11 protein-coding genes are annotated in these 13,724 nt (G+C 46.7%); 8 read left to right on the top strand and 3 right to left on the bottom strand.

What is annotated here, in order from left to right:
- Nucleotides 1-26 precede the first annotated feature (26 nt).
- The 4 genes from malQ (at nucleotide 27) to R7P36_RS06590 (ending at nucleotide 7,738) form a co-directional block, all read left to right on the top strand.
- Nucleotides 27-2,207 carry a 4-alpha-glucanotransferase gene (gene malQ, locus R7P36_RS06575; protein ID WP_005374838.1) on the top strand — a complete coding sequence of 727 codons (2,181 nt, stop codon included), beginning with the start codon at nucleotides 27-29 and terminating at the stop codon, nucleotides 2,205-2,207.
- A 232-nt stretch (nucleotides 2,208-2,439) separates the two neighbouring features.
- Complete coding sequence (gene glgB, locus R7P36_RS06580) at nucleotides 2,440-4,686, top strand: 1,4-alpha-glucan branching protein GlgB (protein WP_213899145.1); 2,247 nt, start codon at nucleotides 2,440-2,442, stop codon at nucleotides 4,684-4,686.
- 136 nt (nucleotides 4,687-4,822) lie between these two features.
- Nucleotides 4,823-5,497, top strand: a complete 675-nt coding sequence (gene mtgA / locus R7P36_RS06585; protein WP_031778873.1) for a monofunctional biosynthetic peptidoglycan transglycosylase — start codon at nucleotides 4,823-4,825, stop codon at nucleotides 5,495-5,497.
- A gap of 180 nt (nucleotides 5,498-5,677) precedes the next feature.
- Nucleotides 5,678-7,738, top strand: coding sequence for an alpha-amylase (locus R7P36_RS06590; RefSeq protein ID WP_005374841.1), 2,061 nt, complete (start codon nucleotides 5,678-5,680; stop codon nucleotides 7,736-7,738).
- Nucleotides 7,739-7,807: 69 nt separating this feature from the next.
- Here R7P36_RS06590 and R7P36_RS06595 read toward each other — a convergent pair whose 3' ends face one another.
- Entirely contained in the window at nucleotides 7,808-8,524 is a 717-nt protein-coding gene (locus R7P36_RS06595; RefSeq protein WP_005374842.1) for a DsbA family protein, read from the bottom strand.
- Between the two features lie 96 nt (nucleotides 8,525-8,620).
- A complete protein-coding gene (locus tag R7P36_RS06600; RefSeq protein WP_049872671.1) occupies nucleotides 8,621-8,908 on the bottom strand; it encodes a hypothetical protein in 288 nt (95 codons plus the stop codon).
- Nucleotides 8,909-9,356: 448 nt separating this feature from the next.
- Between R7P36_RS06600 and R7P36_RS06605 the strand changes: the two genes are divergently transcribed.
- The 4 genes from R7P36_RS06605 to R7P36_RS06620 all read left to right on the top strand — a co-directional run bounded on the left by R7P36_RS06605 (nucleotide 9,357) and on the right by R7P36_RS06620 (nucleotide 12,282).
- Entirely contained in the window at nucleotides 9,357-10,094 is a 738-nt protein-coding gene (locus tag R7P36_RS06605) for a nucleoside recognition domain-containing protein (protein WP_005374846.1), read from the top strand.
- Nucleotides 10,094-10,561 (top strand): YjiG family protein, encoded by a 468-nt coding sequence (locus tag R7P36_RS06610; RefSeq protein ID WP_318122072.1) that lies wholly within the window; start codon nucleotides 10,094-10,096, stop codon nucleotides 10,559-10,561. The genes R7P36_RS06605 and R7P36_RS06610 overlap by 1 nt, the downstream gene beginning before the upstream one ends.
- Nucleotides 10,562-10,570: 9 nt before the next feature.
- Nucleotides 10,571-11,695, top strand: coding sequence for a M20 family metallopeptidase (locus R7P36_RS06615; protein WP_005374856.1), 1,125 nt, complete (start codon nucleotides 10,571-10,573; stop codon nucleotides 11,693-11,695).
- 212 nt (nucleotides 11,696-11,907) lie between these two features.
- The gene (locus tag R7P36_RS06620) at nucleotides 11,908-12,282 is read left to right on the top strand and encodes a YkvA family protein (RefSeq protein ID WP_176311355.1); all 375 of its coding nucleotides are present in this window, start codon (nucleotides 11,908-11,910) and stop codon (nucleotides 12,280-12,282) included.
- A 98-nt stretch (nucleotides 12,283-12,380) separates the two neighbouring features.
- Here R7P36_RS06620 and R7P36_RS06625 read toward each other — a convergent pair whose 3' ends face one another.
- Nucleotides 12,381-13,685 (bottom strand): dicarboxylate/amino acid:cation symporter, encoded by a 1,305-nt coding sequence (locus tag R7P36_RS06625; protein ID WP_176311354.1) that lies wholly within the window; start codon nucleotides 13,683-13,685, stop codon nucleotides 12,381-12,383.
- Nucleotides 13,686-13,724: the final 39 nt, after the last annotated feature.

Here is a 13,724-nt window from a genome sequence, read left to right on the forward strand (position 1 = left end):
TGTTGGTATTACCTTCGGAGAAAGCGATGAAAGAACAAACAGCATTAAAGAAAGTCGCGGAAATGGCGAGATTGGCTGATAGCTATGTCAGTGCTTGGGGAGATGAGGCTAAAGTGTCTGAGGAGACGCTACGCCGCTTGCTCGCTTCGCTTGGCTACGATACTAGCAGTGATGAAAAACTACTGGCTTCTGCTGAAAAGAAACATAAAAAAGACGTACTAGCCCCTGTTCTTGTTTTACGCGACGGCGAACCAGTCGAAGTGGAACTAAACCTAGGTACGAGTGCTCGTGAGAGTGAATTCAGCTGGCGTTTAGAAACAGAACAAGGAGAGGTACTTGAAGGCTATCTTCAGTCCCAAATTGTTCGTGATGAGCGTGCTGAGGGTGGCCCTCTAGTGTTTGCATTGCCAAAGAACTTGGCTTGGGGTTATCACAAACTGATCATCAGTCGTAAGCGTCGTAAAACACCTTACGAGATGTCATTGATCATTACGCCGAAAGCGTGTTTCAAACAAGACGATCTAAACCAACACAAAAAGCTATGGGGTCCTAGTATCCAGCTTTACACACTGCGTACTCAGCATAACTGGGGCATCGGTGATTTTGGTGACCTAAAACAACTGGTGAGTGATATTGCCTCTCGTGGCGGTGACTTCATTGGCTTGAACCCGATTCACTCGCTGTTCCCTGCGAATCCAGAAGGGGCAAGCCCATACAGCCCGTCTTCTCGTCGTTGGTTGAACATTATGTACATCGACGTAAGCTCTGTACCTGAATTCGCGCTAAGTGCAGAAGCACAACAGCGTGTTGGTAGCGCAGAGTTCCAACAACGTTTACAAAAAGCGCGAGACTCTCATTGGGTGAATTACACCGAAGTTTCGCAACTAAAAATGAGCGTTCTTCCGCTACTATTCAGTGAGTTTAAAGCTCGCCATTTAGACAAAAACACCGATCGCGCTCGTGCCTTCTTGGACTTTGTTGAAAAAGGCGGCGACAGCTTGCTACATCAAGCTGCATTCGATGCACTTCATGCTGATTTACATGCAGAAGATGCAAACATGTGGGGTTGGCCTGTATTCCCTGAGAAATACCGCACATTCGACGCAGCTGGTACTCAGAAGTACATCAAGGATAACCAAGATCGTGTTCACTTGTACATGTACCTGCAATGGATCGCAGACGATCAAATCAAAGAAGCGCAAGCGCTAGCCGAAGAAAAAGGCATGGCTGTGGGTTTGTACCGTGACCTTGCGGTTGGTGTTGCTGATTCTGGTAGTGAAACATGGGCTGATGAAGGCGCGCTAGTATTGGATGCAAGCATCGGTGCACCACCAGATGTACTTGGTCCACTAGGCCAAAACTGGGGTCTGCCTCCGCTTAACCCTCAGGTTTTAGAAGCGACTGGCTACGACGCTTACATCAAATTGCTACGTGCTAACATGAAGCATTGTGGTGCATTGCGTATCGACCACGTACTTGGCCTGCTTCGCCTTTGGTGGATTCCAAAAGGCGAGAAAGCGACAGAAGGCGCATACTTGTACTACCCAGTGGAAGACATGCTAGCAATCCTAGCGTTGGAATCTCACCGTCATCAGTGTTCTGTAATCGGTGAAGACTTGGGTACTGTACCTGATGAAATCGTTGATATCCTTCGTGATGCGGGTGTGCATTCGTACAAAGTCTTCTTCTTCGAAACATCAAAAGACGACGGTGGCTTTATTTCTCCGAAGCACTACGCTGAGCAGTCTATGGCTGCGCTGTGTACGCACGATATGCCAACACTACGCGGTTTCTGGCACTGTGATGACTTGAAGATGGGGCGTGAGATTGGTCTGTACCCTGATGAGCAGCAGTTGGAAGGCCTATTCGCTGATCGCTTGAAGTGCAAACAAGGCATTCTAGACAGTGTTCGCTGGCATGGCTATTTGCCAGAAGGCATTGGTCATGATGCTCAGTACGTGCCAATGGATTCATACCTAAGCGAAGCGCTGCAACTGCACGTAGCCGCGGGTGACTCTGCACTGCTTAGTGTTCAGCTTGAAGACTGGCTAGAAATGGATCAACCGGTCAATATTCCTGGTACGGTGGATGAGTATCCAAACTGGCGTCGTAAATTGTCGATGAACCTAGATGAAATCTTCAGCCGTGAAGATGTGAATCGTATTTCTAAACGCCTTACTGAAGTTCGTGCACAGGCGAGTAAGTAAGATGCCTAGAGTGGCGTAGATGGACGAGCTGATTACCAATTTTGTTAGCTCAGAGGTACGAAAGTTCCGTCTAGGTCACTCATTCCTAAAACACAATCCGTTAGGATGAAGTACCGTTATTATGCCCGCGACAATAGCGGGCATTTTTGTATTTTGACGCCGTTTACGCAACGAATGTGAGAAGCGGAGTCTTTTTGTGAGTTCACAACGTTGGCTGTGGAGAAACCGATGTTTGATTCAGATCTCTGGTCTTGAAAAGGATGTTGGCTCTAGGGAGAAAGATTTGAAAACCACCAAAACCAAGAAAATAAAGAAACAACACGAACGCGCATACGAACTGCTTGCTGAGGCGGCTTACTCAGATCCATTTGCGTCACTTGGTCCATTCATTGCTGACGGCGAAGGTTCGTTACGTGTTTGGATGCCGGGTGCAGACAAAGTTGAATTGGTTATCAGCGGCGAACCTCGAATTGAGCTAGAGCGTGAAGATGAAAGCGGCTTCATCTTAAAAGACAAGCGCGATTTGCATCTAACGCATTACCAACTTGCAGTAGACTGGAATGGTGTAGAACAGCTCATCGACGACCCTTATCAATACCACAATATCTACCAAGAGTACGAGCATCTGCATACGCCAAAAGACATGTATCACTACATGGGCGCACACTTTGTCACGCTAGAACGTGGCGGTGAAAACATCTCTGGTGTGCGTTTCCTTGTTTATGCACCACATGCATCTGCTGTTAGCCTTGTGGGTTGCTTCAACCAATGGGATGGCCGTCGTCATCCAATGCAACGCTTAGACTACGGTATCTGGGGCCTATTCATTCCTGGTTTGGAAGAGGGGGTACAATACAAATTTGAGCTCAAAGGGCCAAATGGGGAAGGGTTGCCACACAAACAAGACCCTTGGGGTTTCTACTCTGAGCAATACCCATCGTTCGCATCCATTACCTACGATCACAAGCGTTACCAATGGCAAGATGCGAAATGGCAAAACCGTGCAGTGACACAAAAGCGTGATGAAGCGTTATCGTTTTACGAGCTACATGCTGGATCATGGAAGCGCGACGAGAACGGTGATTTCCTGAACTACCGCGAACTCGCGGAGCAGTTGGTGCCATACCTTGTGGATATGGGCTACACCCACGTTGAGCTGATGCCTGTGTCTGAGCATCCATTCTATGGTTCATGGGGCTATCAACCTGTTGGTTTGTTTGCACCAACTAGCCGTTTTGGCTCACCTGATGATTTCAAATTCTTCGTGGATGCGTGTCACCAAGCTGGTATCGGTGTAGTGCTGGATTGGGTTCCTGCGCATTTCCCATCGGATGATCATGGTTTAGCTAACTTTGATGGTACGCCTCTGTTCCATGATCCAGATCCTCGTCGCGGTTGGCACCAAGATTGGAACTCCTACATTTACGATTTAGGCCGTGAACATGTACGTCGCTTCCTTGTCTCGAATGCGCTGTACTGGTTTGAACAATTCCATATTGATGGCATTCGTGTCGATGCTGTTGCGTCGATGCTCTATCTCGATTATTCACGTAGCCACGATCAGTGGGTCCCGAACGTTGATGGTGGCAACGAAAACTACGACGCAATCGCAACCTTAAAATGGATGAACGAAGAAGTGTACAAGCACTTCCCGAATGCGATGACGATTGCGGAAGAGTCAACGGCGTTTCCGGGTGTGTCTGCGCCAACCTTTATGGGTGGTTTAGGCTTTGGCTTCAAGTGGAATATGGGGTGGATGCACGACAGTCTTTCATACATCAAAGAAGATCCTGTTCACCGTAAATACCACCACAATACCATCACCTTCCCGCTGGTTTATGCGCACAGCGAAAACTACGTCTTGTCTCTCTCTCACGACGAGGTGGTGTACGGAAAAGGCTCTATCCATAACAAGATGCCGGGCGATGAATGGCAGCAAACCGCAAACCTACGTGCATACTACGGTTATATGTATGGTCAACCGGGCAAAAAGCTGAACTTCATGGGCGCGGAAATCGGCCAAACGGCGGAGTGGAACCACGATGATCAGTTGCAATGGTTCTTGCTGGAATACGAACGTCATCAAGGCGTTCAAAAGCTGATGCGCGATTTGAACCACTTGTACCGAAATGAAGCGGCGATGCACGATCAAGATTGTGTTCCTGCTGGTTTTGAGTGGCGTCTACAAGACGAGGCAGATGCAAGCATCCTAGCGCACGAGCGTATCAGTAAAGAGGGTGAGCGTATTCTCATCATCACCAACTTTACGCCCGTACCACACGAGCGTTTCCGTTTAGGTGTTCCAAATGCAGGTCAATACGAACTGCTGCTGAACACGGACGACAGCAAATACGGCGGAAGCGATTTTAAAGTGCTGACCAGTGTGAAAACGGAACAAGTCGAAAGTGAATCACTGCCTCAATCACTTGAGCTTCGTTTGCCTCCACTTTCAACCGTGTTCTACAAGCTGCACAAATAATTTAGTCTAATCAAATTCTAAGCCCGTTTTACATTGTAAATCGGGCTTTTTTTAACCAAGTTTTCACTAACGATAAACAGACTGCATACTCTATACTTGCATCATATTGTTTTATGAAATCAGGCTAGGTCGGACTTTGAGAAAGATTAAATCCCTTCTGTTCAATATCTTATTGGTGCTTTTGCTTTTACCAGTGATGCTCGTTGGCATAGTGAAATACATCGATCCACCAATTTGGGGATGGAAGATCAGCCGCATAATTTCTCCTCCTGAAGGATTTCCTGAAGAGAGTCAAAATGAATGGGTGCCTTTGAGTGATATTTCTAAACACATTCAACTGGCCGTGATTGCGACAGAAGATCAAAAGTTCCCGACCCATTACGGAGTGGATTTTGATTCCTTGTTTAAAGTGATCTCAGAGTCTGGCGAGAGCGGTCCCTCTCGCGGTGCGAGCACGATTACTCAGCAAACTGCAAAGAACGTGTTTCTGTTTCCTTCACACTCTTATGTGCGCAAAGCGTATGAGCTTTATTTTGCTCTGCTGATGGAAGCAATGTGGAGTAAAAAACGCATTCTTGAAGTGTATTTGAATGTGGTGGAGTTTGGTCCAGGTATTTATGGCGCGGAAGCCGCTGCGCAAAACTACTTTGGTATTCCTGCTAAACAACTTTCAACACGCCAAGCAGCAAGGCTTGCGGTGGTGCTGCCAAATCCGTATCGCATCAAAGTTTACCCTCAGACTTCTTACACCATCAGCCGCGTCAATTGGGCGATGAGACAAATGCGTAACCTTGGTAGCGTTCAGCTTTAAACTCCTTTTTACCCTGCTCATAAGTAGAACTACGCCCCCATAAAAGCAAAATGTGAAGCGTCACAAGCTTTAGGGCGTAGCTTTTCAGAATGATGCGCTCAGTTTTTCATCCATTTACTATTAGTGTGAATAAAACTACAACACGAATACTGCGCCTATGCGCAACCAATGGACTGAACGATGAAACTGAATCTGATTACGACTACCTTATTGCTTGCATCGGCAAGTGCCATCGCCGAGCCAAACATCACCATTTCTACCACGACCAACAGCCGTGACTTTCCGTTAAGTGCAGAGCAGCCTTTGGTTGTGCCCTTAACCAAAGACGGATACACGCTCAAAATCACGGGTGTTGAAGGCGACTGTGTCGCGCCTGATGGCCAGAAGGTCAAATTCAACAAACCTATCGCGCTGAACTGCGGAAAACCAACAGAACTGCCGTTAAAAATCCGTTTTACTGGCGATTACTCTTTTGCTTTTGATGCGGAAGCGAAAACACTGCGCTTCAAGCGTGAACCTAAGAAAGCCGCCAAGACTGAATTCAAACGCCCAATCCCACAAGTGCAATGTGAGGTTTACCAAGGCGGCGAAGTCACCATCGCGCTGGGTGACAGTTTCCCCGATGGCACCAAGTTGCGTGATGCCTATTCTGGTCAAATGGTCGAAGTAAAAGATCAGCAAGTATCGCTGACGCCAAGCAAAGACTCAGGCGGTTTGGTGCTACTAGAGCCAGTGAAGAAAACCAAAGAAGCAGTACCGTTTGATTACCGTAATGCCAATATTTACTTCGTGATGGTCGACCGTTTCAACAATGCCGATACCAGCAATGATAACAGCTATGGTCGCAAGAAAGACGGTAAAGAAGAGGTTGGTACCTTTCACGGTGGTGACCTAAAAGGTGTGATCGAAAAGCTAGATTACATAAAGAGCCTAGGTACAGATGCAATTTGGTTGTCGCCAATCGTTGAGCAAGTACACGGTTTTGTGGGCGGCGGCGATAGCGGCTCATTCCCATTTTACGCTTACCACGGTTACTGGACGCGTGACTTTACCAAGATTGATGAGAACTTCGGTAACGAAGCTGATCTTAAAAAGCTGGTGGAAGAGGCACATAAACGTGGCCTTAAAGTCTTGATGGACGCAGTAATCAACCACACTGGTTACTCAACGTTAGCCGATTTGCAATTTGACGGTATTGAGGTGTTAAAACCAAACGCTGACCTACCTAAGAAATGGGGGGATTGGAAACCAAAAGCGGGCGAAAACTGGCATAGCTACCACCAGAATATTGATTACCAGAGTCCAAACTGGGCGAAATGGTGGGGCGGTGACTGGGTAAGAACAGGTCTACCGGGATACCCAGTTCCGGGCAGCAGTGATATCACCATGTCATTGGCGGGTTTGCCAGACTTTATCACTGAATCAGACAAAGCCGTGAAGCCAGCTCAATGGCTATTGGATAACCCTGGCACTCGCGTTGAGGAGCGTGACAATTACACCGTCTCGGACTACCTAATTGAGTGGCAAACTGATTGGGTGAAACGCTTTGGTATTGATGGTTACCGTGTCGACACGGTGAAGCACGTTGAAGGCGATGTGTGGAAACGCTTGAAAGAAGAGGCATCAAGCAGCCTTGAGCAGTGGCGTAAAGAGAACGGTAAGTCAGGTCAGCCATTCTGGATGATGGGTGAAGTATGGGGACATACCGCTTATCGCAGCCCTTACTTTGACGATGGCTTTGACGCGTTGATTAACTTCGATATGCAGAAGAAATTAGACAAAGGCGCGGCGTGTTTCAGCCAAATGGCAGACACCTACCAAAGTTACGCAGATACTATCGCCAATGAGAAAGACTTCAACCCAGTGAGCTACATGTCTTCTCACGATACGGAGTTGTTCTTCTCTCGCTTCAAAGATTACGGTATGCAGCGTAACGCCGCGAATGCACTGCTTCTGAGTCCTGGTGCTGTTCAGGTTTATTATGGTGATGAAGTTGGTCGTAACATTGGTCCTTACGCGGACGATTTCCACCAAGGCACTCGTTCTGACATGGTATGGAAGCTATCTGATGAGAAGCAAGCGCTGCTCAAACACTGGCAAACTCTTGGTCAGTTCCGTAAAGCGCACCCAGCGATTGGTGCGGGTCAGCATCAAGTAATTGAACAAGAAGGCGCGTACGTGTTCTCTCGCTCGCTTGGCAATGACAAAGTCGTTGTGGCGTTTGTGGGTCGCGACAAGTAGTTAGAACTTCGTTTTAAGCCTAGATAGAAAAAGCCCTTCCTTGAGTTATCAGGGAAGGGCTTTGTTGTATTAGTTCGCCAGTTCTTGGTCGATGACTTTTTCTAGCTCGTCAAACGGCACATAGCCAGGAATGACTTGATCATTAATGATCAACGCGGGCGTGCCGCGTAAACCAAGTTGCGTGAAATACTGATAGTTTTTATCAAGCAACGCCTTGGTCTCTTTGTCGTCGACAAGCTGTGCTTCTGTCCCCGTTTTTTTCGCGATTTGATTTAAGGAACGTGCGTCATGTGCGCCCGGTTTTTTCACCAATAACTCATGCACTTGTTCGTACTTATCTCGCTGGTTTTGCCAAACATTTAATGCGTAACTTGCCGAGTTGTAGCCGTTTTTCTCGTATTGTTCTTTAAAAGAGACATTGAGGTTAAGCACTTTTACCTGCGGATATTCCTTACCAACTTTGACCAGCTCTCCTTCTAAACGTTTACAAAAAGGGCAGCTGTAGTCTGTTACGTTAATAATGGTTAACTCAGGGTTTTCAGCACCAAAAGAGGAATGTTTGCCATCACTTAGATATTGACGAACCTCCTTCAAGGTGTCGCCAAATGACTGTTGATACGCAATGTACTCTTGAAGGTTTTGGTGCAATGAATCAAGAATTTGAGGGTTTTCTTTTAGTATCTGAGTAACTTCCTCTAGCTTTTGTTCTGCGGTCTTTTCTGATGCGAAAGATACGGCAGGTACGATAGCCATCGTTAACGCCAAAAGTGTACGAGTGAATGTCATAATATTTCCTAAAACTTTTAAATTTCGTTGTTTGTTATGTGAAGTGAATAAAATATGTACAAAAGTCAGGCAGAAAGGTCTCTCGCCTTGCTGGCTTTATTCTCTAAACACGCAAAGTTTTAGGTGAACCCGATACTTTTCCGGTATCGGTTCTGTGTATTCCAGATAGCGAATTGCTGTGGTTGTCATCGGCAGCGCCACAATCAAAGCAAACAGAAAAAATGGAATAAGAATATGATCAAACTGATGTTGGTACGCTTGAACCAACTTTTCTGAAAGGTCGCAAGATGGTGATAAATTCACGCTTTCATCTTGCTGACTCTGTATTTGGTGAGCCTTTGGGCAGCTTTTCGAGAAACCAGAATTTTGGCTTAAGCATATCATCACCACCCAAAGCACGAGGGCGAGTGTCCATTTGGCTATTTTATATTGTGAGCGTAACAATGGGTCGTATAGTCCTGTTAATTCTGGTTTATGCCGTTTACATATGACCGGACCATCCTAACCTAAATTTCGTGGCTGAATGTTACTTTCGAGTTAATCGATATTGCCTCAATGCCAAAGTATGAAGTACGTCATGAATGTTGTAGAAAGCAATATTCGTCAGAATCATTTTTTGAGTTGATGAAGAAGTCGTGAGCTATCGACATAGATTAATATACCTAATTGTTAGCACAAATTTTTATTATCTTTCAATTGTGATTGAAATCATAAAACAAAACTTCATAACTGAGTCGCGATAATGTTCGGCAGGCGGATTGATTTTGATCATCTCTCTAGCACATTATTCAGGTGAACATATGTGTTAAGTTCCACATGTGTAGGTAATGTTATGAAAATTCCTGTTCAAACTGAGCGTAAAGTTACACTGGGGTGCTACGTTGCTCTGGCGTTTGCGGTTGTGTTCTTTTCTGGCCTGATGCAATCTAGCGAATGGTACGGTGTATTCGACTTTACAACGCTCAATGGCTCTTTCGGCAAGGTGGCGTATGGTGTCACCGAAACGGCTGACGGTGTGCAAGTTGCAACAACGTCGCTTCGCGGTACTGGTGGTAGCGGTGCTCGTGACGGTTTCATTTTCGCACTTACTTTGATTCCAACTGTTATGTTCGCCTTAGGTATGATCAACGTACTTGAGCACTACGGTGCACTTGAAGCAGCTCGTAAGCTTCTTACTCCTCTTCTACGTCCTCTAATGGGCATCCCTGGTAACTCTGGTCTGGCTTTAATTGCTTCTCTACAAAGTACCGATGCAGGTGCGGCAATGACGCGTCAGCTAAAAGATGAAGGTCACCTAACTAAGCGTGAAACGGACGTATTTACCATGTTCCAGTTCACTGCAGGTGCAACCATCGTGAACTTCTTCTCATCGGGTGCTGTGCTGTTCACACTGACGATGGCTGACGGCTCTCTAGCAGTAACGTCTTCTATTGGTTTAGCAGTTGTGGTGATGTTCGCATTTAAGATCATCGGCGCGAACCTGTTCCGTATCTACCTGAACATGACGGAAGGTAAAGAAGACAAGCAAGACCAAAACAAATCAGAGAACCTAAAAGAGGAGACGGCATAATGGGTGACGTTAAAGCGAAAAAACCAATGGTGACGGATATCTTCGTCGAGGGTGCTAAGAAAGGCTGGGTAATTGCGACTACCTCTACGGTGCCTAACGTATTGATGGCGTTCGTTATCATCAAAGCGCTTCAAATCACTGGCGCGTTGGATCTGATGGGCACGGTGTTTTCTCCAATCATGGATGTGTTTGGTCTTCCGGGTGAAGCAGCAGCGGTATTGATCGGTGCTTGGATGTCGATGGGCGGTGCGGTTGGCGTAGTGATTACGCTGTTTGACCAAGGTATCCTGAACGGTACGCACATTGCGATTCTTGCGCCTGCTATCTACCTAATGGGCTCTCAAGTTCAGTACATGGGTCGTATCATGGGTCCAATTGGTACTGAAGGTCGTTACATCCCAGTTATGATTGCAATCTCAGTATTGAACGCGTTTGGCGCAATGCTGGTGATGAATCTGTTTGTCTAGGAGTGAGTCATGCAATTCTCTCTAAATGAATATCTAGAAGAGCTACGTCCGCTGATTAATGTGGATTGTGGCACTTACACGACTGATGGTATCGAGTTTATCGCTTCTCAATTTGAAGAGAAGTACCAAGCGATGTCAGGTTGGAGCGTAAAACGCATCGACTGTGGCAGAGCGGGCATCGGTCTTGAAGTTCGAAACAAGCCGGAAGCTGAGCAAATCGACGTAATGCTGATTGGTCACATGGATACCGTGTTCCCTGTGGGTACTGCTGAGCTTCGTCCAATGTCTCAAGATGCAGAGAAAGCCTACGGTCCGGGCGTCTCGGACATGAAATCTGGCTTGCTGAACATCGTATACGCGATGCGCAATCTAGACCAAGCGGTGTTGGATAAGTTGTCTATCGCTATCTGCATGAACCCAGATGAAGAGACTGGCTCTCTGGACTCTGTGGATTGGATTCAATCAGTTGCGAAAAACGCTAAGAATGTGCTGGTTGCAGAAGCAGCACGTGCAGACGGTGGTTTAGTGAAAGCGCGCAAAGGCATGGCTCGCTACAAAATGACCTTTAATGGCGTTGCTGCTCACGCAGGTAACGAGCCAGAAAACGGCCGCAGCGCAATCACTGAGATGGCGAATTGGATTCTGGCTGTCAATGCAATGACCAACTTTGAATCTGGTACTACGCTGAACGTCGGCATTGTTTCTGGCGGCAACGGTGCGAACATCGTCCCTGAGCACGCGGAAGCGATCGTGGATGTGCGTTTCTGGAGCAACGAAGAATACGATGATGTCGATAGCAAGCTAAATGGCATGCTGGAAACACCATTCGTTGATGGCGTGAGAATTGAGTTGGTTCGTGAAGCTTATAAGCCTTCTATGGTGCCAAGCCCACAAACAGAAAGCCTGATGATGCTAGTTGAAGAAGCCGCAAGTGAACTGGCGATCGACATCAACTGGAAAGAAGTAGGTGGTGGCTCTGATGCAAACAACACGGCGATTCTTGGTGTTCCAACTTTGGATGGTCTAGGACCTATCGGTGCGGGCTTCCACAGCGATCAAGAGTACTTGTTGCTTGAGTCTATTGAACCAAGTATCAAAATGTTGATACGTGTACTGGAGAAGATTGTTCAATAAGGCATTCTGCTTCTAAAGCTTGGCTCCCAAAGCTTTTGGTTTCAAAACTTTTGTTTTCCAAGACTTTTTGTTTCCAAGGCAATAATCCCCGGACTTCGGTTTGGGGATTTTTCTATCTGTGTTTCACTTTACTATCATTTCTTGTTATTAATCTTGCGTTCAGGTTCGATTTATTAATATGTTGGACATAGTCATAAATTTCGGAGGCAACGATGACCACAACAATGTCTGTAAAATCGGCGCCGAAAGACGCCAAAGATCAAACGATGCAAGCGCCAGATGAGAAAACATTCTGGCGAAAAATGAAAGGGTCGGTTAAGAAAGCGGGTGAAGAAATTGCCGTAATGGGCATAAAATCATGGCTCGCGATGGCAGATTCCAACACCTCTGTTCGCCACAAGGCTATTTTAGGTGGCGCGCTGGCTTACTTCGTCCTACCAACAGATATGGTGCCAGACGTACTAGCTGGCGTCGGTTTTACCGATGATATGGCGGCACTTACCTTAGCCGCGAACTCAGTCGGTAATGCCATCACCGACGAGCATGAAGAACAAGCGAGAGAAAAGCTGAGTTCGATGACGGAGTAGGGCGGCTATGACCTATGCTGTAGATTCCAGATAAAACAAAAGCCCCGATGTTTCCATCGGGGCTTTCATTTAGACAGGATAATTGAGTTTGGAAGGGTTTAAGCTTCCGCGCGTTTTAGATGCACTTCTTCTTCTGCGACCCCAGCTTTTGGATCGTTGAAGCGAGTTTCATCCAGTGCGCCTTCCGATTTAGCAACAATGATAGTCACTGCGCTGTCACCGGTGATGTTAACTGCGGTACGAATCATATCAAGTAGACGGTCAACACCCATGATGAGCGCGATACCTTCAAGCGGCAGACCAACTTGGTTCAATACCATAGCAAGCATGACAAGACCCACACCAGGAACACCTGCGGTACCGATAGACGCCAGAGTTGCCGTCATGATAACCATTAGGTAATCGCCCATAGTTAAATCAATATTGAAAGCTTGAGCAATAAACGCAGTTGCTACGCCCTGCATGATCGCCGTACCGTCCATGTTCACGGTTGCACCAAGCGGTACTGTGAACGATGATACACGGTTCTCAACACCCATGCGGTGCTTTGCTGTTTCCATTGTCACTGGAATCGTCGCGTTTGATGATGCGGTCGAGAAAGCAAACATGATCGCGTCTTCCATCTTACGCAGGAACGTAATTGGATTTAGACCAGTGAAACCTTTTAACATTAAGCTGTAAGTGACTAGGCCGTGCAGGACAAGCGTCCCCGCCAGTACTAAGAAGTACTCTGCCAGATTGACGATTGCGCCCAGACCAAGACCAGTAAATAGCTTCGCCATTAAGAAGAACACACCATAAGGCGCCAAGTTCATCAAAATCGCGACCAGTTTCATGATCACTTCATTCAGATCAGCGAAGAACGCTGCAATACGTTCACCAGGTTTGCCTGCTGCGCTGATCGCGATACCAAATAGTACCGCGAACACAATAACTTGCAGGGTTTTACCTTCAGCCATCGCACTGATAGGGTTGGTTGGGAACATATCGATGATCACCTGACCCAAAGATGGTGCTTCTGCTGATTTGAATGAACTTGCTGCGGTTAGGTCAGCGCCAGCACCTGGCTGGAACAGAGTACCCATAGTTAGAGCAAGCGTAATCGCGATAGCCGTTGTTGTAACGTAGAAAGCGAGGGTTTTACCACCCATGCGACCCAGTGTAGAAAGGTCTTTGAGAGAGCTAGTACCACAAACTAACGAAACAAATACTAGCGGTACAACAAGCATTTTTAAGCTGGCAACGAAGATCTGTCCACCAACTTCGAATAATCCATTAACAATGTATGCGTCGACAAATCCGTTGTCGGCAAAAAGTGTGCGAATTGCAAATCCTGTCAAGATACCCGCAACCATACCTAAAATTACGCGGCTGGTAAGCGACATCGGTTTCTTGGTATTCATGAGAACACTCCTTATAGTTATGCACCTTGAGTTCACTTC

Source organism: Vibrio sp. 397 (assembly GCF_033339395.1).
Classification (GTDB): Bacteria; Pseudomonadota; Gammaproteobacteria; order Enterobacterales; family Vibrionaceae; genus Vibrio; species Vibrio alginolyticus.